18 protein-coding genes are annotated in these 24,182 nt (G+C 40.2%); all 18 read right to left on the reverse strand.

The features are described from left to right. Positions 1-11: 11 nt before the first annotated feature. Positions 12-1,487 carry a DUF1538 domain-containing protein gene (locus AC973_RS07390; RefSeq protein WP_048729201.1) on the reverse strand — a complete coding sequence of 492 codons (1,476 nt, stop codon included), beginning with the start codon at positions 1,485-1,487 and terminating at the stop codon, positions 12-14. A gap of 221 nt (positions 1,488-1,708) precedes the next feature. Next, positions 1,709-6,028, reverse strand: coding sequence for a PolC-type DNA polymerase III (locus AC973_RS07395; RefSeq protein ID WP_048729203.1), 4,320 nt, complete (start codon positions 6,026-6,028; stop codon positions 1,709-1,711). A gap of 90 nt (positions 6,029-6,118) precedes the next feature. After that, positions 6,119-7,384, reverse strand: a complete 1,266-nt coding sequence (gene rseP, locus AC973_RS07400) for an RIP metalloprotease RseP (RefSeq protein ID WP_048729205.1) — start codon at positions 7,382-7,384, stop codon at positions 6,119-6,121. Positions 7,385-7,431: 47 nt separating this feature from the next. Then, positions 7,432-8,229: a phosphatidate cytidylyltransferase gene (locus AC973_RS07405; protein WP_048729207.1), complete on the reverse strand. Its 798-nt coding sequence runs from the start codon at positions 8,227-8,229 to the stop codon at positions 7,432-7,434. Positions 8,230-8,243: 14 nt separating this feature from the next. Beyond that, positions 8,244-8,990 (reverse strand): isoprenyl transferase, encoded by a 747-nt coding sequence (locus tag AC973_RS07410; protein ID WP_048729208.1) that lies wholly within the window; start codon positions 8,988-8,990, stop codon positions 8,244-8,246. Between the two features lie 252 nt (positions 8,991-9,242). Further along, complete coding sequence (gene frr, locus AC973_RS07415; RefSeq protein WP_048729210.1) at positions 9,243-9,803, reverse strand: ribosome recycling factor; 561 nt, start codon at positions 9,801-9,803, stop codon at positions 9,243-9,245. Positions 9,804-9,816: 13 nt separating this feature from the next. Next, a complete protein-coding gene (gene pyrH, locus AC973_RS07420) occupies positions 9,817-10,536 on the reverse strand; it encodes a UMP kinase (protein ID WP_048729212.1) in 720 nt (239 codons plus the stop codon). 119 nt (positions 10,537-10,655) lie between these two features. Continuing rightward, positions 10,656-11,534 (reverse strand): translation elongation factor Ts, encoded by an 879-nt coding sequence (gene tsf, locus AC973_RS07425; RefSeq protein ID WP_026465946.1) that lies wholly within the window; start codon positions 11,532-11,534, stop codon positions 10,656-10,658. Between the two features lie 153 nt (positions 11,535-11,687). Further along, entirely contained in the window at positions 11,688-12,446 is a 759-nt protein-coding gene (gene rpsB, locus AC973_RS07430; protein WP_026465945.1) for a 30S ribosomal protein S2, read from the reverse strand. Positions 12,447-12,644: 198 nt separating this feature from the next. Beyond that, a complete protein-coding gene (locus AC973_RS07435) occupies positions 12,645-15,845 on the reverse strand; it encodes an SNF2-related protein (RefSeq protein WP_048729214.1) in 3,201 nt (1,066 codons plus the stop codon). Positions 15,846-16,499: 654 nt separating this feature from the next. Further along, entirely contained in the window at positions 16,500-16,991 is a 492-nt protein-coding gene (locus AC973_RS07440) for an AI-2E family transporter (RefSeq protein WP_026465943.1), read from the reverse strand. Between the two features lie 58 nt (positions 16,992-17,049). Further along, the gene (locus tag AC973_RS07445) at positions 17,050-17,733 is read right to left on the reverse strand and encodes a lysophospholipid acyltransferase family protein (RefSeq protein WP_225968960.1); all 684 of its coding nucleotides are present in this window, start codon (positions 17,731-17,733) and stop codon (positions 17,050-17,052) included. Further along, the gene (locus tag AC973_RS07450; RefSeq protein WP_048729217.1) at positions 17,723-19,534 is read right to left on the reverse strand and encodes an ABC transporter ATP-binding protein; all 1,812 of its coding nucleotides are present in this window, start codon (positions 19,532-19,534) and stop codon (positions 17,723-17,725) included. The genes AC973_RS07445 and AC973_RS07450 overlap by 11 nt, the downstream gene beginning before the upstream one ends. Beyond that, a complete protein-coding gene (locus tag AC973_RS07455) occupies positions 19,521-21,290 on the reverse strand; it encodes an ABC transporter ATP-binding protein (protein WP_048729219.1) in 1,770 nt (589 codons plus the stop codon). Before AC973_RS07455 ends, AC973_RS07450 begins: the two co-directional genes overlap by 14 nt. Before the next feature lie 174 nt (positions 21,291-21,464). Then, the gene (locus AC973_RS07460) at positions 21,465-21,695 is read right to left on the reverse strand and encodes a YneF family protein (protein WP_003141045.1); all 231 of its coding nucleotides are present in this window, start codon (positions 21,693-21,695) and stop codon (positions 21,465-21,467) included. Positions 21,696-21,773: 78 nt separating this feature from the next. Next, positions 21,774-22,727 (reverse strand): RluA family pseudouridine synthase, encoded by a 954-nt coding sequence (locus tag AC973_RS07465; protein WP_026465939.1) that lies wholly within the window; start codon positions 22,725-22,727, stop codon positions 21,774-21,776. Positions 22,728-22,738: 11 nt separating this feature from the next. After that, the gene (lspA, locus tag AC973_RS07470; protein WP_048729223.1) at positions 22,739-23,212 is read right to left on the reverse strand and encodes a signal peptidase II; all 474 of its coding nucleotides are present in this window, start codon (positions 23,210-23,212) and stop codon (positions 22,739-22,741) included. Positions 23,213-23,270: 58 nt separating this feature from the next. Next, complete coding sequence (locus AC973_RS07475) at positions 23,271-23,933, reverse strand: viroplasmin family protein (protein WP_026465937.1); 663 nt, start codon at positions 23,931-23,933, stop codon at positions 23,271-23,273. Positions 23,934-24,182 lie beyond the last annotated feature (249 nt).

Here is a 24,182-nt window from a genome sequence, read left to right on the forward strand (position 1 = left end):
AATTAACCCCCTTATTCACCAATTGCTTTATTGTTTTTAACGCGTAATTTATAGATTAAACCTAGGATTTGAACCATCAACACTGGGGTCATTGCCACCATTGCGATGATACCGAAACCATCTACTAATATATCTGCTTGCGGTAACGTATCGGCTACACCTTGAGCAAAGGCCAAGATAAATGTCGCTGTCATCGGACCAGATGCTACCCCACCAGCATCGAAGGCGATACCTGTAAACAGGTTGGGTACGTAAAAGCTTAATAATATTGATAAGCCAAATCCTGGCAATAGGAAGTGCCACAATTCAACGCCTGGTACCATAATACGAAGCATTGACATCATTACGGCTAACCCTACACCAATCGACAAGGAGAATAATAACAACTTATTAGGGATATGTCCACCTGTCACGTCTTCAACCTGGTCCCCAAGTACGTGTACAGCTGGTTCAGCTAATACAACAACTAGCCCCATCACAAGACCAATCCATGGTAGTAAGGCTTCGTGGTTAGTGGCTAATTCAGTCGCTAAGTAACGACCCATATCCATAAATCCTTGGTTAACCCCGATTAAGAAGAAAGTTAAACCAATCAAGACATAGACAACCCCAACAGCAATACGGCGTAATTCACCTTTATTGATTCTTCTATAAAAATAAATCACTATTGCGAATAGGATTAAAATTGGAATAAGTGAAACTACTGATTCTTGAACAGTATGACCAATATTTGCGATAAACGGACGGATAATCCCTTCAGTATATTGGTAAGCTTCATCAGAATTTTGGAAAGATGAACTTTGAACTAGTGACATAATCATCACGGCTAAGATTGGTCCTGTTGACATGGCACCTACTAAACCAAAGGAATCATCTTCAGCCCCTTTACCACCTTTTTTAGCGGAAACACTGGTACCTAAGGCCAATACGAATGGTGTAGTTAAGGCACCAGTCGTTGCACCAGAGGCATCAAATGACATCGCTAGGAAGGTAGAATCTACGAAAATTGATAATAAAGTAATGACCGCATAAACGGCTAGGAAGAACCACTTCAAGGCGACATCTTTCATTACCCGGTAAACAGCAAGGGCGATCATAACCCCCACACCTATTGATACAACGACAACAATGGTTTGTGACCCTAAAACGCCACCCGTTGCATCAGAAATTTGCTGGCCCAAAATTAATAGGTCTGGTTCGGCTACGGTAATCGAAAACCCTATAAAGAATGATAATAATAGTACGATTAAATGGGAACTTGATCGAATAATCGAATCACCTAAATAATTCCCAATTGGCGTCATACCAATATCTACCCCGAATAGGAAAATGGTCAGTCCTAGTGTTAATAGGATTGAACCAATTGCAAATCTCGCCATCATATCTCCTGGCACATCAACCAGGGTAAATGCTAGCGCGAATACAAGGATGACGATAGGTAAGACAGAAGATATCACTTCTTTAAACTTATCTAGCAATAGCTGCATAGAATTCCTCCTTTTAAATAATCAATATACATTGAAAAAAGCAACAAATAAACATAACACTGGCGTGTGATTTGTTGCGAATATTGCGGTTAAGCGAACGGATTCACTTAAAAATGATGCATACAATATTATGTTAACATAATCTGATAGATACAACAAAAAATAACGCTCAAAAAAACAGGATTACCTTTCAAGATGATAGGTAATCCTGTTTTGCGCTTTTAAAAATCAAATAGTGATAATTGGTTTTGGTCTGGTAAACCATCTAATACATGATTCTCTGTCATGTATTCAATCAATGATTTAGACACTTTACCACGAGTTTGTAAGTCTTCTTTTGATAAGAACGGTGATTCCTCACGTGCTGCAACAATAGATTTGGCCACGTTTGTACCCAAACCGTCAATGGCTCTAAAAGGTGCAATCAAAGTATTGTCCTCTTCAATAATAAATTCAGTTGCATGAGATTTATTGATATCAACCATTTTTAAGGTAAAGCCACGTTCCCACATCTCGTTTACAATCTCAAGGACTGTTAACAATTGTTTTTCTTTAGTAGAAGCTTCCATTCCTTTGGCATTGATTTCGTTAATTTTGGCCTTAGTCGATTCTTTCCCGTTCGACATGGATACAAGGTCAAAGTCACTCGCCCGTACTGATAAGTAAGCACAGTAGTACCAAATTGGATGTTTCACTTTAAACCAAGCTACCCGCATGGCATTCAATACATAGGCAGCGGCATGGGCTTTCGGGAACATGTATTTGATTTTTTCACATGAATCCATATACCATTCCGGCACGTCGTATTCACGCATGATGGCCTTATGTTCGTCAGATAACCCCTTGCCTTTACGAACTTTCTCCATTATTTGGAAGGCGTCTGATTCAGGTAGACCACGATGGATTAAGTAAACCATGATATCATCACGACAACCGATAACTTCACTTAGCGGTAGCCCTTTTTCACGGACAAGTACTTCGGCATTACCTAACCAAACGTCTGTACCATGCGATAATCCGGAGATTTGCAGTAGTTCGGCGAAGGTTGAAGGTTTGGTTGCTTCAAGCATTTGTCGGGTAAATCGGGTCCCAAACTCGGGAATGCCTAATGTACCAGTGTTGGAATAGATTTGTTCTTTGGTAACACCTAAAACTTCTGTCCCATTGAATAATTCATATACTTCTGGATCATCGATTGGAATTTCGGTTGGATTGATGCCGGATAAATCCTGTAATTTACGAATCATAGTCGGGTCATCGTGCCCAAGGATATCTAATTTCAAGACGTTATCATGGATGGAATGGAAATCGAAGTGGGTCGTCTTCCATTCAGATTCCACGTCGTCAGCCGGGAATTGAATTGGGGTAAAGTCATATACATCCATATTTTCAGGGATAACAATGATTCCCCCTGGATGCTGACCGGTTGTCCGTTTAACGCCTGTTGCACCCTTGGCTAAGAATTCTTTCTCGGTTTTTCGAAGATTTAAATTCTTATCTTGGTCGTAACCTAGTACATACCCGAAGGCTGTTTTATCCGCGACTGTACCAATTGTTCCCGCCCGGAAAACGTGGTCGTCACCGAAAAGGACTTTAGTGTAGGCATGGGCGCGGGCTTGGTATTCTCCAGAGAAGTTCAAATCGATATCAGGTACCTTGTCCCCTTTAAATCCTAAGAAGGTTTCAAATGGAATATCTTGTCCGTCTTTATCCAAGTTAGTCCCACATTCAGGACAAGATTTATCTGGCAAGTCGAACCCAGACCCCACCGATCCATCAGTAAAGAAATGACTATAGTGGCAATTCGGGCAAACATAATGCGGCGCCAGCGGATTTACTTCCGTAATCCCTGACATAGTCGCTACAAATGAGGACCCTACTGACCCACGGGAACCAACGATATAGCCGTCGTCATTCGATTTCTTCACTAGTTTTTGTGAAATCAGGTAAATAACCGAGAATCCATTGGAGATAATAGATTTCAATTCTTTATCTAAGCGAGCCTCTACGATTTCTGGTAGTTCTTTACCGTAGATTTCATGGGCTTTTTCAAATGACATATCTGTCAGTTCCTGTTCCGCCCCTTCAATTGTTGGTGTATACAATTTGTCTTTCAAAGGTTCCACAAACTCAATGCTGTCTGCAATGGCATTGGAATTTTCAACGACAATTTGGTATGCCGTTTCCTCGCCTAGGAAAGCAAACTCTCGCAACATTTCTTCAGTTGAACGGAAATGAGCTTCTGGGAAGTTTTTGGTCCGGTTAGATTTGATCGAATTAATTAAAATTTCCCGATACAATTTATCCTCTTCATTTAGGTAATGGACATCTCCTGTTGCAACAACAGGTTTGTTGACCGATTTCCCAATTTCAAGCATATCTTTCATGATTTTTTCAAGCGTTTCTTCATCTTGAATCAATTCATCTAAGATCAAAGGTTTGTAAACTGCCTTTGGTTGGAGTTCCAAGTAGTCGTAGAAGCCAGCTTTTTGCTCTGCTTCAACCTTCCCTTTTTGCATTAAAGCTTCAAATACTTCACCGCCTGCACAGGCTGAACCGACTAGCAAGTTTTTTCGGTGACTAGATAAGAGTGACCGCGGAATTCGAGGTACTCGGTAATAATAGTCGATATTTGACGCAGATACCAATTTGAATAGGTCTTTTAACCCTGTTTGGTTTTTAGCCAGCAAAATGGCGTGGAATGGTCGACCTTGCTTGAAGGCGTCCCCTTTACCAACATCTTTGTTCAACTCATCATGGTAGAAAATCTCATGGTCAGTGGCTGCTTCTTTGATAAAAATCCAGGCTAAGGCACCTGTGGTTTCCGCATCATATACAGCCCGGTGATGCTGCTCTAGGGCCACATTATAGCGTTTGGCCAAGGTATTCAAACGATGCGATTTCAGGTTTGGATGCAAGAAACGAGACATTTCTAAGGTATCGATTACGGCGTTATGGGACTTGTCAAAACCATGTCGGTTGTAAGCTGTATCAATAAAGCCCATATCAAAGCTGGCATTGTGGGCCACTAAAATAGCGTCCCCAACCCATTCTCTAAAGTCCGTAATCACTTCTTTTTCAGTCCGGGTATTGGCTAACATGGCGTCAGTAATCCCCGTTAAATCAATAATAGTAGCCGAGAGTGGTCGTCCTGGATTAATAAACTCCTCAAAAGTATCAATCACATTACCGTTCTGCATTTTAACGGCCGCTAATTCGATAATGTTATCGTAAATAGCTGATAATCCAGTAGTCTCCACATCGAATACGACATAGGTTGCTTCTTTTAATTCGATATGGTCCGGATTGTAGGCGATAGGGACGCCATCATCCACGATATTGGCTTCAACACCGTAAATCATTTTCAAACCAGTGGATTTAGCCGCCCCTGATGCTTCTGGATAAGCTTGCAGGGTTGCATGGTCAGTGACCGCAATAGCTGTATGTCCCCAATCTTTAGCTTGGTTGGTGAAATCGGAAATTGAATTAGTCGCATCCAACATGGACATATTGGTGTGAACGTGTAATTCAACCCGCTTCTTGTCAGCATTATCTTGGCGTTTAGCCTTGGTAATTTGCTCCAAGTCGCGAACATTTAGGACTAGGTCACGGGCAAAACGGTCATCCATTTGCAAATCACCGCGAACTCGCAACCACATACCCTTGCGGATGGCGTCAAAAATGGCGATATCTTCATCCGTTCTAGAAAACATTTGAATTAAGAATGCTGAGCTATAATCCGAAATTTTGGCATTTAAAATGCGACGGCCGGTTTTTAATATTTTAACTTCAACATCGAAGACTACACCTTCCATGGATACAAACCGTTGTTCTTCAACGTAAGTATTCATGGCTCTTAATTTGTCGTCAACGGGGATATGTTTGCCTAATTGAATTTTGTCCACTTTAATTGCTTGACCATTATTGCCAGCAACAGCCATTTCTTTTTGTTTTTCAGCTGCTTTTTTGGCCATTTCTTGTTGTTGTTCAGCTAATTCATTGGCCCGCTCTACAAAGACATCACGCCGGTCTTTGGCCGTTTCATCATCGATAATAATTTCAAACGGCACCTTAGGAAATCCGACCATTTGGTAATTTTGTTTGATAACTTCAAGGTAGTTTTCTTGAATGAGTTGTTTTAATGGTTGATTGTCCACGCGAATATAGTAGCGGTTATTTTCAAATGAGGGTAATTGCCCTTGGAAAGTGGCTTTAGCAATCCCGTTTGAAATACCAGACCGGTTAACTATGATTGGCCAGTAGTCTAGGACAGCTTGATTTGCTGGTTGGCTTTGGTCAGCAACCTCAATTGAAAAGTCCACTGCCCCAACATGGTCGAAACCCTTTTTCAAGTGTTCTTCAAAGGTTAAGAAAGTCGCGGCATCTATACGTGTTGGTAAGCCAATTTTAAATTGCCACAACCTTGATTTGGTATGGACCACGACATTTTCTAACCAACCATTTTGGATAGCCGTGTTTTCATCGTTCCAATGAATTTGTCCTAATAAGGCCTGAAATAAGGCTTCTTTAGATTCTGACATAGACTCAATTCCTTTCCTGTTTAATAACAAAAGGCCATCACTATGGCCTTCTGACTTACTGTTTTTAATTGTATTGATGCAATAGATTAATTAGCCAAACATGCGCATAATATCGTTCCAAGTAACTGCAATCATTAGGACAATGACTAGAACAGCACCTACGATATTGATCATACCTTCTGTTTTAGCTTGTAGCGGTTTACCTCGGACCAATTCGACCAGGTTCAAGACTATTTTACCACCGTCTAAAGCTGGTACAGGTAGTAAATTGACAATTCCCAAGTTAATACTTAAAGAAGCTAGCCAAGAAATAATACCTGTCATCCCAAAGGAAACGACTTGCGAGGTAGTTTGGTACATGTAAACTGGCCCACCAAAGTTGTTGATATCAAAGCCTGTTTTAAACATACCACCAATTATAGAGAAAATACCTGTAATCATGGTCCAAGCGCTTGTAAAACCAAAGGTGATTTTGGCCATAAATGACGTATCTTGCGCGCGTTGGGCCCCAATTACCCCAACTGTTTCACCTGATTCAGTCTCTGTTGCTTGTGGTGTCACCGAAACTTCTTGTTCTTGACCATCACGGTTGATGGTAAAAGTAAGTGATTGGTCTGGGTTTGATTGTATAATGGCTTGCATATCATCAAATGATTCGACCGCTTGATCGTCGATTGACACGATTTGGTCCCCGGCCTCTAGTCCTGCTGCTTGAGCTGCTGAGTCTGCTTGAACGGCACCTATTTCGGCTTCGTTTGACCATACACCGCCTTGCATGAAGGCTAGTAGGATGAAAGCTAAAACACCTAGGATAAAGTTGTTCATTGGTCCAGCGAAATTAACGATTAGTCGTTGCCAGATGTTGGCAGATTGGAATTGACGTTCTATGGGCGCGACTTTTACGATCGTTCCGTCAGATTCAACGATATTAGCTGTTTTTGACACTTGATAACGGACCTTCTCTTCGCTACCGTAAGGAATACCTTCAATGAACATGTCTTCTTCTAAGTCGGCTGCCCATACTTCTAAAGGTAAGCCTGCAAAATTTTGGCCCTCATTTTCCAACGAAATGGTGTCTACAATATCGTCTTCACCTTGTTCGATGACGACTTGCATGCCCTTAGTTAGGGTGTCTGACATTTCTTCTAATCCAGCCATACGGACGTAACCCCCGATTGGCAACATGCGTAGCGTGTATGTCGTTTCTTCAGCTTCGAAATGGAAAATTTTCGGTCCCATACCGATAGAGAATTCGCGGACTAAGATGCCCGCTTTCTTGGCAAAATAGTAATGCCCAAATTCATGGACAATCACGATAACTGAAAATATAAATATAAATGCAATAATGGTCGTCATAATGCGCTCCTTACTATGATAAAGCTTTATTAAAGCGATGAGACTGGTTAAGATCCTAAGAATGGAATCAAGAAATAAAACATGGGTAATACCATTAAGAGACTATCAAAACGGTCAAGGAAACCGCCATGACCGGGCATAATATTACCTGAGTCTTTGACTTGGTAAGTCCGTTTTATGGATGATTCTACTAAGTCGCCAATCTGTCCTAAAAAGCCTAAAATCACGGCTAAAATCAAATTATCCATGATTGATATGCCAAAGATGTTGTTAAAATAAAGGACAATACTTGAACATATAAAGGCCCCTATGATGCCGCCTAATGATCCTTCAATGGTTTTATTAGGTGATACTTTTGGTGCTAAGGGAGTTCGGCCAATTTGGCGACCGACTAAATAGGCAAAGGTATCGTTCCCCCAAATAATGATTAAAACGTAAATAACCGGCAAGAGCCCCATTAATCTCGTCTCAATTAATAAGTGAAAACCACGGCCAACGTATAAGGCCGCTAAACTAATGACCCCTACTTGTTCAAAGTTAATATCCTCTGGTTTGAAGACCATTATAATCAATAACATGGCTAAACCAGCGAAGTAAAGCGTCATATAGTCGATTTCTTGTGGCAGTAGTGCTAGATAATAAGACGGCAGTAGTTGTAACATCATGGTGATTAAACCGATAATCCCCCGCCATGAGGGGAATGGAATTTTTGCCATTTGTAAAATTTCATAGTAAGCAACCATTGCAATAATCGCTACCATCAAGTCAAAAGGACGACCACCCATAAACAAAAGTGGGATAAAAATGGCAAGAGCAACAATAGCGCTGATAACTCTTTGTGTCATGAGAACCCCTCTTTCTATTTGGTATCTATCGCTCCGAATCGACGGTTTCTACGTTGAAATTCGCCAACACATTCTTGCATGACAGCTTCATCAAAGTCTGGCCATTTCGTGTCAGTAAACACCATTTCACTATAGGCCAACTGCCACAATAAGTAATTCGATAAACGAACTTCTCCACTTGAACGAATCAATAAATCTGGGTCAGCATATTCACCTAATTGAGCTGTATATAAGTTATCTGAAATGGTTTGTTCAGAAATATCTTTCACTTTTAAGTCGCCATTTGCTACTGATGTGGCAATATTTTGAACGGCTTTGGTGATTTCATCACGTGAGCCATAGTTAAAGGCAATATTCAAAATTAAACCAGTGTTGTCTTTAGTACGATTCATGGCATTTTGAATATATTTCTTTGTCCCTAGTGGTACTTTATCGAAGTTCCCACTCATGCGAACTTGTACATTATTGTCGATTAAATCAGGTAAGATTTCATCGTTTAATACTTTGGGTAAGCCCATTAAATAATTTACTTCGGTAATTGGTCGCTTCCAATTTTCAGTTGAGAAGGCATATGCTGTCAGTACCTTCACGCCCATTTTATGTGCTGCAATGACCACACGTTTTAGGGCTTTTAATCCCTCTGAATGTCCGTCTGTTCGTTTTAATCCACGAGCCTGTGCCCATCTACCATTCCCATCCATAATCACTGCGATGTGATTTGGTATAGGTAATGCTGGATTATAGTTTACTTCTGTCACCATATTGAACCTCCATTTGTAATTCTAGACAATTGTATCAAAAATCTGGAGAAAAACCTATACTTATCCCCTAGCTTGGCAGTTCTTTATCTTTTGACCTAGTCCATAAATTTGTTAGTAGTGAGACAAGTTCAATACCATTGAGATTTGGAAAATGACAACCATCCTCAAAGCATGCGGCAAATAAAAGCCAGCAGGTCATCTAATAGGATGCCTGCTGGCTTTCTTTGTATTATTGTCTGAACAGATGCTAGATTAAACGTTCATGATTTCGTCTTCTTTATCAGAAGCGATTTTCTCAACGTTTTTAATTGCAGCGTTTGTTAAGTCTTGAATGTCACTTTCGTATGAACGTACGTCATCTTCAGTGATCTCTTTTGCCTTTTCAGCTTTTTTCGTTTCATCAATCGCGTCACGACGGATGATACGGATAGCTACTTTAGCGTCTTCCAAGTCTTTTCCAACTGTTTTACTTAACTCTTTACGACGTTCTTGTGTTAAAGCTGGGATAATCAAACGAATTACAGATCCATCATTTGTAGGTGGAATACCTAAGTCAGATTGTTGTAATGCACGGTCGATATCATTTAAAGAACTTTTATCGTATGGAGAGATTTGTAACATACGAGGCTCTGGAATAGTGATTGTTGCCAATTGACGTAAATCAGTTGGTACACCGTAGTATTCAACAGTAATGCCGTCTAGTAAAGAAGCATTGGCCACACCAGCACGGATACGTGCAAGCGTACGTGTAAATGCTTCTTCAGATTTCAACATACGGTCTTTTGTTTCTTTTAGTAAATTATCAATAGCCATTGAAAATTCTCCCTTACCCTTCTATTGTAGTACCAATTTCTTCACCAAGGATAACACGGCGGATATTGCCTTCTTCATTTAGGTTGAATACAACTAAAGGAATATTGTTGTCCATGCTTAATGATGAAGCTGTAGTGTCCATTACTTGTAGATTGTTGCTGATGACTTCTAAATGCGATAATTTTTCGTATTTAACAGCAGCGTTGTTCTTACGAGGATCGTCTGAATATACACCGTCTACGCCATTTTTCGCCATTAAAATAACATCTGCTTCAATTTCAGCAGCACGTAGAGAGGCTGTTGTATCTGTTGAGAAGTAAGGATTACCAGTACCCCCAGCAAAAATAACAACACGTCCTTTTTCTAAGTGACGCTCAGCACGACGGCGGATATATGGTTCCGCGATTTGACGCATGTCAATTGAAGTTTGTACGCGAGTTGGCACGCCAATGTTTTCTAAAACATCTTGTAAACCTAGGGCGTTCATGATTGTTGCTAGCATACCCATGTAGTCTGCTTGTGCACGTTCCATACCCATTTCTTCCCCAGTTTTACCACGCCAAATGTTACCGCCACCTACGACGATTGAGATTTGTACGCCTAAACGGTGGACTTCTTTGATTTCTTTAGCAATACCCTTCATTGTTTCTGGATCAATACCGAAACCATTGTTACCAGATAAAGCCTCACCTGAAAGTTTCAAAACAACGCGTTTGTATTTAGGTTCTGTCATTCTATTCTCCTTACTAAAAAGGTTGAGAAAGAAACCTTTCCCAACCTATTTTAAATTCCCTCTTCATTACTTCTCTATTTTAAGCAAATTCAAAAAGTCTATATCGGGATGTTGTTAAATTATTTACCCATTTGAGCAGCAACTTCACTAGCAAAGTCGTCTTGGCGTTTTTCGATACCCTCGCCGACTTCAAAACGGAAGAAACCTTTGATTTCAGCATTGTTTTCTTTTGCAACTTCTGCAACAGTTTTGCTGTCATCTAATAAGTATTTTTGATCAACTAAGCAGATTTCTGCGAAGAATTTACGTAAACGACCAGTAATCATTTTTTCAACGATTTCTTTTGGTTTACCTTCGTTTAATGATTGTTCAGTAAGAACTGCTTTTTCATGTTCGTAAACTTCAGCAGGTACAGATTCTTCGTTTAAGAATTGAGGTTTCATACCACCGATGTGCATAGACACCATGCTAGCAAATTCAGGGCTGTTACCGTCAATTAATGTAAGAACAGAAATACGTCCACCTTGGTGAGAGTATGTACCGAACTCTTGGTCATCTGTTTTTGTTAAAGTTTCAAAGCGACGTAATGAGATTTTTTCTCCGATTACAGCAGCTTTTTCTTTAATGTATGTATCTAAGTCTTTACCTTCAACAGTTACATCAGTTAAAGCAGCTTCTACAGTAGCAGGTTTTTGCTCTAAGATAGCTAATGCAACAGTTTCTAGTAATTCAACGAATTGATCGTTACGTGCAACGAAGTCAGTTTCAGAGTTAACTTCTACAATTACAGCGTCGTTCCCTTTAGCTACAGCTTTAGTTAAACCTTCAGCAGCAACACGGTCAGCTTTCTTAGCAGCTTTAGCGATACCTTTTTCACGTAGGAAGTCGATAGCTTTGTCCATATCTCCGTCAACTTCAACTAAGGCTTTCTTAGCATCCATCATGCCTACACCAGTGCGGTCGCGTAATTCTTTAACTTGTTTTGCAGTAATTGCCATTTAAAATTTTCCTCCTAATTGCATGCATTCTTTAAAAAAAGGCTATCTTAACTAAGAAGGAAAGCCGAATATAGCTTAGACAAACTTAATCAGATAGCCATCTACTGTTTATATTTTACTACTAATTGAAGTAATCTTCAACTAAAGCAATGCTTACTCAGCAACCTCGTCTAAAACTTCGTCACCTTTGAAGTCTTCAACAGTTACATCTTGTTCAGCTTCTTCTTGAGCGCCTTGTTTAGCTTCAAGAATTGCTTCAGCCATACCACCAGTGATCAATTTGATAGCGCGGATAGCGTCATCGTTTGAAGGGATTACGTAATCTACGTCATCTGGATCACAGTTAGTATCAACCATAGCGATAACAGGGATGTTTAATTTGTGTGCTTCTTGGATCGCAATTTTTTCTTTACGAGGGTCAACAACAAACATAACATCTGGAATACGTGGCATATCTTCGATACCGCCTAAGAATTTTTCTAGACGTTCTTTTTCTTTCAATAAGCCAACAACTTCTTTTTTAGGAAGAACGTCAAAAGTACCGTCTACTTCCATTTCTTTAATATTTTTTAAGTGTTTGATACGTTTTTGGATAGTTTCCCAGTTAGTTAAAGTACCACCTAACCAACGGTGATTTACGTAGTATTGACCTGCACGAGTCGCTTCGTCAGCGATTGAATCTTGTGCTTGTTTTTTAGTACCTACGAATAACGCGATACCATCGTTACCTACTAAATCACGCATAGCGTTGTAAGCTTGGTCTACTAACTTAACAGTTTTTTGTAAGTCAATGATGTAAATACCATTACGTTCAGTAAAGATGTATTTATCCATTTTAGGGTTCCAACGACGTGTTTGATGTCCAAAGTGAACACCAGCTTCTAATAATTGTTTCATGCTAATAACTGGCATGTTAAATTCCTCCATTTGGTTTTTATTTTTCCGCCCCTATTTCAAAGACTCGCCACTAGCGAGTACTAGCACCACGCGATTCCATCCATAAGGTGTGAAATATGTGTCATTTGACACTCGAATATATTACCATAATCCACCACCCTTTTCAAGCCATTATTTGAAAAAGGGCGAAACAGTCATGGTTGGGATTTATACTTATAAGGCTTGGCTCACGCCAAGGATAAATTTCAGGTCATCCAAGCTTAGACTTTGACTACCTGCTTGGTCACCGTCATCAAATAATTGTTCGAATAGGTAGCGCTTCTCTTCTTGAAGTTCAGCAATACGTTGCTCAATTGTCCCTTCAGTAATAAAACGAACAACTTCAACATCTTTCTTCTGACCAATCCGGTGGGCACGGCCAATAGCTTGCTCTTCAACTGCTGGGTTCCACCATAAATCATATAAGAAGATAGTATCTGCGCCAGTCAAGTTGATCCCTACCCCGCCAGCACGTAATGAAATCAAGAAGACTGATTTATCGCCGGTATTGAATTCGTCTACTTGTTCTTGACGGACTTTTTTATTGGTTTGACCAGTCATCATGTAGTAGTCAATACCCTCTTCAGCTAGGTACTCAGACATCACATCTAACATGCTCGTAAATTGAGAGAATACCAATACTTTACGACCTGATTCGATGGCACGTTTCAACATGACCTTGAAGTATTCGAACTTACCGGATTGACCAGTGTAGTCATTTTTCACTAAACGAGGATGGCAACAAATTTGACGCAATCGTGTAATCCCCGCCAATAATTCCATATGCATATGTCCTGCGTCCGACGAATCGTTGTTTAACTGGTCTTGAATTTTCTTCAGGTAGGCCAGGTAAATGTTCTTTTGTTCAGGGTCCAGCATACTAAATCTATCCGTAACAGTTTTCGTCGGTAATTGTAAGGCCACATCATTCTTGGTACGACGTAGGACGAATGGACTAGCAATTCGGGCAATTTCTCCTACTGATAATTTTTGGAACTCATGCTTATTCGGTAATAATCCAGGCACGATAATCTGCATCAAGGCCCAGAACTCATTCAAGTTATTCTCCATTGGTGTCCCTGATAAACCAATCCGCATCGCCGCCACTTGTTTCTTGACCGATCTATATAAGATGGTGTTGTCATTTTTGATGGCTTGTGCTTCATCCAAGACTAAAATGTCCAGATTCACTTTTTGATAGGCCTCTTGGTCATTTCGGTACGACTGGTAAGAAGTCAACCATATGTCGATAGTATCATCTCGGCGAATCGCCTCCCGTTCATCAATGGTCCCGTCAACTACTGCTACATTTAAGGATGGCGTAAATCGTTTAAATTCATGTGCCCAGTTATATAAAACAGACGCTGGCGCTAATACCAATGATTTTTCATGCGGATTATTTTCGATATAGTCTAGGATGAAGGAAATCGTTTGAACTGTTTTCCCCAGCCCCATCTCATCTGCTAATAGGCCGCCCAATTGGTATTTGGCAAGTCCTCTAAACCATTTCACTGACGTCTCTTGGTAGTCAGACAAGGTAGCCTTTAGGCTAGCTGATGGCGTGTAGTCTTTATCTTTAGCTCGTACGATATCGTCGTAGAATTCCTCAAATACTTCATTACCGTCCACCAAGGTTTGGAACCGCAGCGTTTGGAAAATGGGGACCACGTCCCCGTTTTGCCATTCGTTATTAGCTGCAGAGATTTGTTGAAGCATACGTTTCTGTTCGTCGTCCATGGTATTTTGAACGTCGATAATACGACCGTCACGTAAACGAATATATGCTTCATTTTCCATAATGGCGTTTAAAATACGGTCCACTTCAACTGGTTCAACGTCAGATAATTCAAAATCTACTGACAAGAATCGACTCCCGTCACTTGGTGTCATTTTCACAGTTGCATTGACTTTGTTGTCATAGACATTGCGCAGGAATTTACCATATTTAATGTCCCATTGGTCAATGAATAAACGACCGAAATTTTCAATATTGGTCATGACGTCAGTCAAGTTGTCGAAACGTTGGACGAAGGCACCTTTTTCCGAGACAAAGCCTAAAGCTTTCAAGGTGTTTTCAACCGATACTTCGCCCGAAAAGTCTCGGACTAAAATTGTGTTATCATCTGGTAATACTTGATTTTCTGCCTCATCTGATACTAAAAATTGACCGTACTGGTATTCAGGGGTCACGTACAAATCTGTCCCCTCAACATCAAGTGTCACATGCACTTGCAAGTCTTCTTGGTACAAATCAAAAAATTGGTCTAATTGGTCAATTTCACTGTAAGCCATCAGAGTCCGGCCAAATAAACTGATAAAGTAGGTCATTTCTTCTTCTGGCAAGGTGATTTGATAGTCATTCTCCGCAAAGAATCCTTGTAAAAAGCGCAAATCATCATAGAAATTGCTGTCTTGAGTGGTTTCATATAAGGTTTCATCTTGAATCAGTAAACCATATTGCGCCAGCCAATTGACTGATTGATCCCAAGTTAATTGATACAGGTCATTGTCTTTCTTCAGACTAAATACCAGGGCTTTATCATTTGAAAAGGTCGGTTTTATAGCATTACCATCTAATTTAAAGCGGATAGAAATCCGGTTATCCGCAAGATATAAATCTTTCAAGCGATTCAATTCCTCACTCATTAAATAAAAGCGTTGGGTATTTTTTTTATTTTCTGGTGTGTTCATGACTAGTAAAAGCCATTTATTTCGTAAGCTGTATGCATTGGCTAATTCAACTAGCAAGTCATAGGTATCTTGGCCTAGTGTTGAAGGCGATAACCAAATTTCTTCACGGTCACGATTTGGCAAAATATATAAGGTATCTTGGACAATAGCTTGGAAGAAATTATCCATATCTGTCACGTAGTACAGGTTGTTGACACCTACGCGAATTCGTAAGTAAGCAATATCTTCGTAAGAAATAATATAAGGTCTTACTTCATCAAATTGAATTTCTAGTGTCACTTTCACTCGACTAGTTCGCGGCAAACGTTTCACAGGACTGGTTACTTGACGATGACTTAAATAACCTTCAAGGACTTCATTCACTTGTAGTTCTGCTTCATCATCTACTTCTGGATAACGTTTCAATTCTTCATTAAATTGGTGGACGCGCGTCATGCCCATTTCTCTTAAGAAAAGTTCTACTGCAACTGTATGTTCGCAGTAGCCTTTTTTCTGAAAAACTTGGCACTGACAAACATCCTCTTCTTTAGCAGTTCCATCTAAGATCACGGTATACGTGTCATCATCAAGCACTTCTGCACGCCAAACAGTATTTTCTTCATCTGGTACTACTTTAAGCACCCGATTTTCCTTTACCAAAGCACGGCCTTGCTCGATTATCTTACTTGGAATACTCCACTTCATATCATACACCCCAAAATTCTGAATCTGTCGCTCATTAATTAATTCATTATATCAAACTTCTTAAGAAATTCATATGCTAAGCCACAGGATGGGAGTCAGGGCGTTCAGACAGGAGACACCGGATAAACATTGCCTTTGCATACAAAGTGCGGCGCAAACTATTTGAAGTGGACACCTGTCTGCCCTAGCGAGCTCAACTTCAGGATGTGAGCCAGGGCTTAAAGCGAGAAAGATTATTATAGTTAATAAGCTTTCGGCTTTGCTTTTTCCTATCATTGCCTTTAAAGCAGTGGGCATGCTAGGGAAACTTTAGCCTCGGCTACTCATAAACTGATGTAATATCCAAAACAAACTTGTAATTACATACACAACTAAACAGCATTATTCCTTGAATAAATTTTATTCTGCTATTGAAAATATATTCTCCATATGAATAATATTACCAATTGATAAAATGTTAACTTCATAAATCTGAATAGCAATAATCTTTGAATAATACGACGTATTCATCAATTTGAATTACAAACTGATTATCATTTTAAATCATGATTACTGAATCTTTTGCAAGTTATAAACGCTAGCAAAGCTTTCACATGTTTCTGAATCCCATTATAAATAAAAGAGACCTGCTTTTATACAGATCTCTCGTTTTGATTATTTCTCGTCATAGATTTCAGCGCGTTCGATTTCTTTTACTTGAAAATAGGCTGATATCAAGGGAATGACAATCCCCGCGACCATAACCCCAAATAAGTTAAAGGCGACGGTACACATTAATGTTACGACTATCGGCAACCAAAAAGGTAATTTTAAATCTTTACCGATGAGTAGTGGCTGCAAGATTTCGGTCAATAATTCAACACCCAGGTAAATAGCAAATAGCCACCAACCTACTTGGGTATCCCCCTGCAACCACTCAATCAATATCCAAGGAATGAAGACAACGCCTGCACCAATAACTGGTAGTAAGGCTACTAGACTAATCCCAATAGCCATTAACCAGGCCAAGTGAATGTCTAAGACCCAAAAACCTACACCATAAATGATGACGGTTAAGAGTAATAATTTGGCTTCTGCCCCCACATACAATTTAATGTTTTGAATGGTGTGCAAGAAAACTTGTTTCCAAAATGTGGCTCTTGTCATCTTATCATCCTTTCTGTAAAAATCTTTTTATGCCTTTGTTAAAGCTTATATTGCCGATTTATTTTTTGGCTTTTTTGGCTTTTTTAGCGTGTTTAGCATCACGCTTAGCGACTGCACCGGCTAAATCGTAGGTATAATTTGGATCTAAAATACGGTCATTTTCGATGAAAGCATCTTTTATGGCTTGATTGATCGCCTTATTGTCTTCATCGCTTAATCGTTTAACCTCCGGCAATTGAATAGGTCTACCAACACGCACTTTGGCACGGTTGGCCTTTTTCCAAGTGAATAAATCACGGATACCAACGGGCCCTTGGTAGGTAACGGGCAAGATTTCTGCCTTACCCATCTTGGCCATTGAAACGGCGCCGTCTTTGATTTCATCTGAGTAGCGAGAGCCTGTTGGGAAAAGTCCTACATATTTCTCGCCTTCTTTGATGGTTCGAACGGCTTGTTTAATGGTTGAGGCGCTTGGTTTTTCACGGTCAACTGGAATGATGTTGATGGTTGTGAAGAACCAGGTTAAAAACTTGTTGGCTAATAATTCTTTCTTCGCCATAAACGCCATTTGCTTAGGACGTAATGCCATGGCAATAAAGATTGGATCGAGGATTGAACGGTGAGGGCCAACTACTAGGTAATTGGCTTCTGGATCGAAGGCCTCATCAATATCAATCTTGGTTGGGCCATTAATTAACTGGATAAACCAGCATATTAAAGTCAGTAAAATATTATAAATCATCGGTTTCCCCTTCATCTGTATCTTGATGCGCATCCGAATAGGTCTGCAACTGATACATATTATAATATGTGCCACCTTGTGCAATCAAGTCGTCATGGTTGCCGTGCTCGATGATGTGGCCATTTTTAAGGACAATAATTTGGTCTGCATCTTTAATTGTCGATAAACGGTGGGCGATGATGATAGTTGTCCGGCCTAGTCGCATGTTCGCTAAACCAGATTGAATTTTCTGTTCTGTCTCGGTATCAATATTGGCTGTCGCTTCGTCTAGTACCAAGATTTTAGGTTCTCGTAAGATTGACCGAGCAAACGATAGTAATTGTTTTTGCCCTGTAGAGAATGCTGCCCCGCCTTCAATTACTTTGGCGTGATAGCCGTCTTCTAATGATTCAATAAAATCATCAGCTTTGACGAATTGGGCTGCAGCTCTGACCATATCACCAGAATAGTCTCCGTGCAGACGGATATTTTCAGCGATATCCCCGTAGAACATGAAGGAATCCTGTAAGACCAGACCGATGTCTTCCCGTAATTGGGTTATCGGAATATCTTTAATAGATTGGCCGTCAATTAAAATATCCCCTTGATTGAATTCATAGAACCGCATCAAGACATTGATAATCGACGATTTGCCTGAACCGGTTTGACCAACAAACGCTACTGTTTGACCTGGTTTAATATCGATATTGATATTATGTAAGACTTGTTTTTTCTCGTCGTATGAGAATGATAAGTCCTTGATTTGAATATGACCTTCAGACACTTTACCAGCTGCTCCTGGATTAGAAACGGGCGCCATTTCCGGATTGTCCAGTAAGGCCAATACTCGCGAGCCAGATACCATACCGTCTTGGAAGATTGATAGGGAGTCCATCATTTGACCCATAGGTTGGAAAAAGGATTTCGCATATGAAGTAAAGGCGTAAACGACCCCGACATTTATGGCTACCCCTTGCAAGTCTTGGAAACCAAAAATATACAAGACAAGGACCATGGCAATGGCTTCAAGTAAGTTGATTGCTGGTTGTAGTAACAAGGCATTCATTTTGAACATGCCTACACGCGCTCTTACATAAGTTTGGTTAACGTCATCGAATTCTTGCATTATACGATTTTGTTGACCATAGTTTTGAATGATATTCATCCCAGAAATAGACTCGCTTAATTTCGCGTTCAAAGTAGATAGCGCTACTCGCATCCGGCCATAAATAAAGGTCGATTGACGTTGGTAGATATAAATCAAAATTAACATTACTGGTACAAAGGCCATAAAGACAAGAGCCAAGCCAGCATCTAGCGTAAACATGGCATAAGTAATAGCCACAATATTCAATAAACCGTCGAAGAATGACAGGAATACTTGCCAAAATTCTTTAATGGTTTCGGTATCGTTAGTAACCCGTGAAACCACTGACCCGTTCGGTGTTTGGTCAAAGTACCGCATACCTAAGTGCACTACTTTTTGGTAGACAGTATTTCGCATATTGGCTACTGTTTTTTCTGCCGTCAATTTGAAGGTAAAGTCTCTAAAATAATAAACGGCTACTTTTAATAGGGTTAAGCCAAAATAAAAGGCTGCGACCTGTATAGTCACTTGTAGGGTTGCTGAATTGGTCCCCAACACTTCATCCAAATACCGTTGGATGATAATGGGTAGATAAGCTGAAATGGCTGCAACGATTGCTGTTGCCACAAAGGACAAGGCAAAGGGTAGCCAATACGGTTTACCAAAGCCGATAATTCCTTTGAAGATCCGCACTTGGTCAGCTAGTGAAAACTTTGTTTGACTAGATTTCTCCATCAGAATCACCACCTTCGCTAATTTTTCTTTGTAATTGTTGTTGGTTATAAGTATGGGCATACCAACCGTCTTCAAGGACTAATTCGTTATGTTTACCACGTTCAATAATCGTCCCTTTGTCCATGACAATGATTTCTTCTGCATGCATCACTGAAGACAGACGTTGAGCTGCAATAATCGTTGTTTTATTGGCACGTTCTTGCCGTAAATTGGTCAAGATATTTTCTTCTGTTTGCGCGTCTACCGCTGAAAGCGAGTCATCCATGATTAAGTATTCTGGGTCAACCGCTAAGGCACGAGCGATAGCAATCCGTTGTTTTTGCCCTCCTGATAGAGACACCCCACGTTCCCCGACTTCCGTTTGGTAGCCTTCAGGGAATTTCATGATGTCTTCGTGGATATCCGCTACTTTGGCATAGTGAATGACCTCTTCTTCAGATAGGTTTGGATTCCCAAAACGAATGTTTTCTAAAATCGTATTTGAAAATAGGAAATTCGTTTGCGGTACATATCCGATTGCTGAAGATAGTGTATTTAGACTGAAATCTTTGATATCTTTGCCGTCATAGGTAATTTGACCTTCGTATTGGTCATAATCACGCATCAACAACTTGAAGATTGTCGTTTTGCTAGACCCAGTACGACCAACTACACCAAGCATATTGCCCTCTTTCAGGTGAAAACGCGTATCCGATAATTTCGTCCGGCCATCATCTGGGTAGGCAAATTTCTGAACGTCAAAATGGATATCCCCTTGAATCGGCGTTGTAATAGCTTGATCAGCTTCAACGATAGCCGGCTGCTCGTTCAATAATTCAGACACCCGGTCCCACGATGCGTTACCACGCTCAAGCGTATTGACTAGGTGACCGACCGCAATTAAAGGCCAAGCCATCATAGACAAGTAAGAAATGTAGGCAATCAAGTCACCGACTGTTATCCGACCGTTTTGGATAAAGTAAGTCCCAAAGAAGATGGTCAATACATAAGTTAAACCAGTGATAATCTCAATCATTGGCGTGTAAGCCGCATCTGCTTGGTAAACTTTACGGTTCATTTCGACAACTTGGTCTGTTTTTGCAACGAAGTCTTGGTAGTAGTCTTCTTCTTCACCGAACGTTTTGATGACTTTCATCCCAGAAACATTTTCTTGGACTTCGTCATTTAAACTTGAAAAAGCTTCAAGCGATTTACGGAACCGCTTATTAATGATTCGACCTAGAACACGGGCCACCACAATTAGAATTGGGAATGGCAGAATAGTCACTAGGGTTAATTGCCAGTCGATTAAGACAAACATAGAGAACAAGGTCACGACTGAAATGGAGATAGAATCCGTTAAGGTCAGAATCCCCCCACCAGCAACAAAACGCAAGGCCGCTAAGTCGTTTGTGGCATGGGCCATCAAGTCACCCGTCCGATATTTATGGTAAAAGGTAGCGTCCATTTTTGTAAAATGACTAAACAAACGATTACGCATAATTGATTCTAGTAAAGTCGAATTTCCAAAAATAATTGTCCGCCAACCGTAGCGAAGTACATACATAATAATAGCCAATATTAAAATAAGGCCTGTTTGAGTGATTAATAATTGCCCAGTTAAAGAGCCTGCTGACAACTGGTCAACCATATTCCCTACAATTCTAGGGGTCATAGCTGATAGAATCGCACAGGTAACCAATGCCGTTATCCCAAAGGCATAGCTCTTCCACCGCAATTTAAAAAACCAACCCAATTTTTTAAAAATTGAAAACATTTCTTCCCTCCTAAATAAATTCTCACCTATTATCTAACAAATATTGACCAATTGCGAAAATTAACACCCGCATATAGATAAAAAATTTGATTAGACAACGAAACAGCCTCCGTATGCCTTATTAGCTACGGAGGCTATTGTTGATATTAAGCGCTTGGTGGCGCTTTAATCTCATCATTTAGATTTTTTGTTCGATTTCTTCATAGATTGTGTGATTTGACGCACACGTTTTTCTGAAGGTTTTTGACCCATTGACATCATCATTGAACGAATCATGTCATCAGAAATTGGTGGATTTTCTTCAAAATAGTTCACCATATATTTACGGGCGATAAAGAATCCCCCAACAGCACCTAAAATAGCTGCGATAATTACGATTAAAATCCAAGCTCCTGTACTTAGCATAGTCTATACACTCCTCTCATACGATTACAAGATAAAATTTTACTAAAGTATTGCCCCTTTTGCAAAGCTTTTCATTAATTATACACCCTTAAATGTCAACTGATGCAATACAGCCTGGAAATTATCAGGAATTGGCGCATCAAAAGCCATGTGTTCACCAGTTACCGGGTGGTCTAATTCTAAGCGGTGGGCATGTAATAATTGGCCATTATCACTGAAGAACCGCTCCTTATATTGTCTTGCGTACAAAGGATCATCCACGATTGGGTGGTTGATAAAATCAGCGTGAACACGGATTTGGTGGGTTCTACCTGTTTCCAGTTGGAAGTTTACCAAGGTATAGCCAACGTAACGGTGTTTGACCGTAAAATGCGTAACTGCATGACGACCAGCTTCGTTAGTTTCAAATTTCAACCGATCTTTTTCATGACGGCGGATTGGTGCATCAATGGTCCCGCCCGCTTCAAAAATTTCGCCATAAACTAAACCTGAATAAATTCGTGTCATTTGGTGGTTAGCCACTTGTTCAGTTAGATTTTCAAGGGCTGCTTGTGATTTAGCGACCACTAATAATCCGGTGGTGTCCTTGTCTAATCGATGGACGATACCTGGTCTAAAAGACTCGCGACCAACCGCTAGTTGCGACCCATTTTCCTGTACATGGTATAACAAACCATTCACTAGGGTATTGGTTGGATGGTTCACGGAAGGATGCACGACCAAATTGACTGGTTTATTGACCACTAAAATGTCGTCATCTTCAAATACGATATCTAAAGACATCTTTTCGGCTACTGGTTTAAATTCTTCCGCTTCAGCAGGCGCCGGTTTCTCAACTCCGATTAAATCTCCATTAACCAAGGATTGTGACGCTTTAGCCACCTTGCCGTTTACTGTGACCAATTTGTCTTTGATCCATTTTTTGATTGTAGTCCGGCTTTCGTCTGTAAATTGATTAGTGACGAATTGGTCTAAACGTAAGCCGTCCTCACCCGTATAAGTATAATTAAATACTGTCTTTTCTTCTGTCAAAATGACACTCCTCACTTGTTAGCGGTTCTTTTTTCCAATTGGTCTTCAGGTGTAATAATCATGTAGACAATCATCATAATGACACCAATGGTTAAACAAACATCCGCTACATTAAATATTGGAAAATCCATAAATTCTAATCGAAACATGTCGATCACGTAGTTTAAATGCAGGCGGTCGATAAAGTTACCCAAGGCTCCTGCAATCATAAAGGAAAGGCCTATAGCCAGTAGCGGCGCGCCTTTAGCTTCCTTGTGGAGCATATAGACGAGGACTGCCACAACAGCAACAGTAATGATATAAAATAGCCACATTTGCCCTGAGAAAATTCCCCAAGCAGCTCCATCATTTTGGATATAAAAGAAGGAAAGAATGCCTGGTATGAAATCTTGCCCTTCATTGACAGCAAAATTGGCCACTGTCCAATACTTCACGATTTGGTCAATACCAACTAAAATTGCAATTAATAGATAATTCAGTAACATAAATCCTCCTGAGCCGCTCGGCCGATATTGTTTAAATATATTTTACCATTATTCTAGCTTATTTATTAGCTGATTTGGCTTGGCGAATCCCGTCTTTAGCTAGTTGGTCAGCTTCCTCATTATATTGATTACCTGTGTGGGCTGCGATTTTCACAAATCCGATAGCTAGATTCTTGGCCTGCTCTTGCATATAGTCCTGATATTCCTTGGTATAATCATTTTTGGCCTGCCAAGATTTTAGGGCCCACTCAGCGATCCCCATATAATCATGGTAAATCACAAGATTCTTAACCCCTGATTTTTGTGCAATTTTAACCGCATGCATCGCAGCGATAATTTCACCGGCTACATTCCGCATTTTAGCTAATCCTTCCGTGTTACGACCACCCTTGTAAGTTTTGATCGTATCCTGAAATAAGACTACACCCCCGTAGCCAAAATAACCAGATTTTTTATCGAAAGAGCCGTCTACATATACGGACATGGTATCGGCATCAACCTGGCCGTTTTTACCGTCTTTAGTTAGCCAGCGGATTTCTTCCCCTTGACTCGTTTTAGACACCGGCTGCGACCCATTACCCATAAAGGCTTCTGCTTCTTCTAGGCTGGTAAATGACTTATAGACTGCACCCGAAAAGCCCTTAACTTGTTTCTGACAGTCAGGCCAGGTCTTGTAGATTCCTGGTGTTTTTCCTTTTTTCACTGCATAAAATTTTGCCATGGTTGGTCAACCACTCGCTTTCTATTCTTGTAAAATGATGATACTACTATATCTATCTGAATTGATTATACTGATTTTCAGACTTACTTTCTCAGTTTCTCTACTAATTTTAGCAAAAAAAAGTGAGACCTAAGCCCCACTTCCCTTCACTGGCTTTTGGAATACCACCAGCGTTCATTGTTTTATTATAAGCGGGTGACGAGAATCGAACTCGCGACGATAGCTTGGAAGGCTATGGTTTTACCACTA

The organism is Carnobacterium sp. 1290_CSPC (genome assembly GCF_001053265.1).
Lineage (GTDB): Bacteria > Bacillota > Bacilli > Lactobacillales > Aerococcaceae > Aerococcus > Aerococcus urinaeequi.

Coding starts and splice junctions, on each gene's coding strand:
- AC973_RS07390 (WP_048729201.1), bottom strand. CDS start 1,487: ATGCAGCTATTGCTAGATAAGTTTAAAGAAGTGATATCTTCTGTCTTA.
- AC973_RS07395 (WP_048729203.1), bottom strand. CDS start 6,028: ATGTCAGAATCTAAAGAAGCCTTATTTCAGGCCTTATTAGGACAAATT.
- rseP (WP_048729205.1), bottom strand. CDS start 7,384: ATGACGACCATTATTGCATTTATATTTATATTTTCAGTTATCGTGATT.
- AC973_RS07405 (WP_048729207.1), bottom strand. CDS start 8,229: ATGACACAAAGAGTTATCAGCGCTATTGTTGCTCTTGCCATTTTTATC.
- AC973_RS07410 (WP_048729208.1), bottom strand. CDS start 8,990: ATGGTGACAGAAGTAAACTATAATCCAGCATTACCTATACCAAATCAC.
- frr (WP_048729210.1), bottom strand. CDS start 9,803: ATGGCTATTGATAATTTACTAAAAGAAACAAAAGACCGTATGTTGAAA.
- pyrH (WP_048729212.1), bottom strand. CDS start 10,536: ATGACAGAACCTAAATACAAACGCGTTGTTTTGAAACTTTCAGGTGAG.
- tsf (WP_026465946.1), bottom strand. CDS start 11,534: ATGGCAATTACTGCAAAACAAGTTAAAGAATTACGCGACCGCACTGGT.
- rpsB (WP_026465945.1), bottom strand. CDS start 12,446: ATGCCAGTTATTAGCATGAAACAATTATTAGAAGCTGGTGTTCACTTT.
- AC973_RS07435 (WP_048729214.1), bottom strand. CDS start 15,845: ATGAAGTGGAGTATTCCAAGTAAGATAATCGAGCAAGGCCGTGCTTTG.
- AC973_RS07440 (WP_026465943.1), bottom strand. CDS start 16,991: ATGACAAGAGCCACATTTTGGAAACAAGTTTTCTTGCACACCATTCAA.
- AC973_RS07445 (WP_225968960.1), bottom strand. CDS start 17,733: ATGATTTATAATATTTTACTGACTTTAATATGCTGGTTTATCCAGTTA.
- AC973_RS07450 (WP_048729217.1), bottom strand. CDS start 19,534: ATGGAGAAATCTAGTCAAACAAAGTTTTCACTAGCTGACCAAGTGCGG.
- AC973_RS07455 (WP_048729219.1), bottom strand. CDS start 21,290: ATGTTTTCAATTTTTAAAAAATTGGGTTGGTTTTTTAAATTGCGGTGG.
- AC973_RS07460 (WP_003141045.1), bottom strand. CDS start 21,695: ATGCTAAGTACAGGAGCTTGGATTTTAATCGTAATTATCGCAGCTATT.
- lspA (WP_048729223.1), bottom strand. CDS start 23,212: ATGTTACTGAATTATCTATTAATTGCAATTTTAGTTGGTATTGACCAA.
- AC973_RS07475 (WP_026465937.1), bottom strand. CDS start 23,933: ATGGCAAAATTTTATGCAGTGAAAAAAGGAAAAACACCAGGAATCTAC.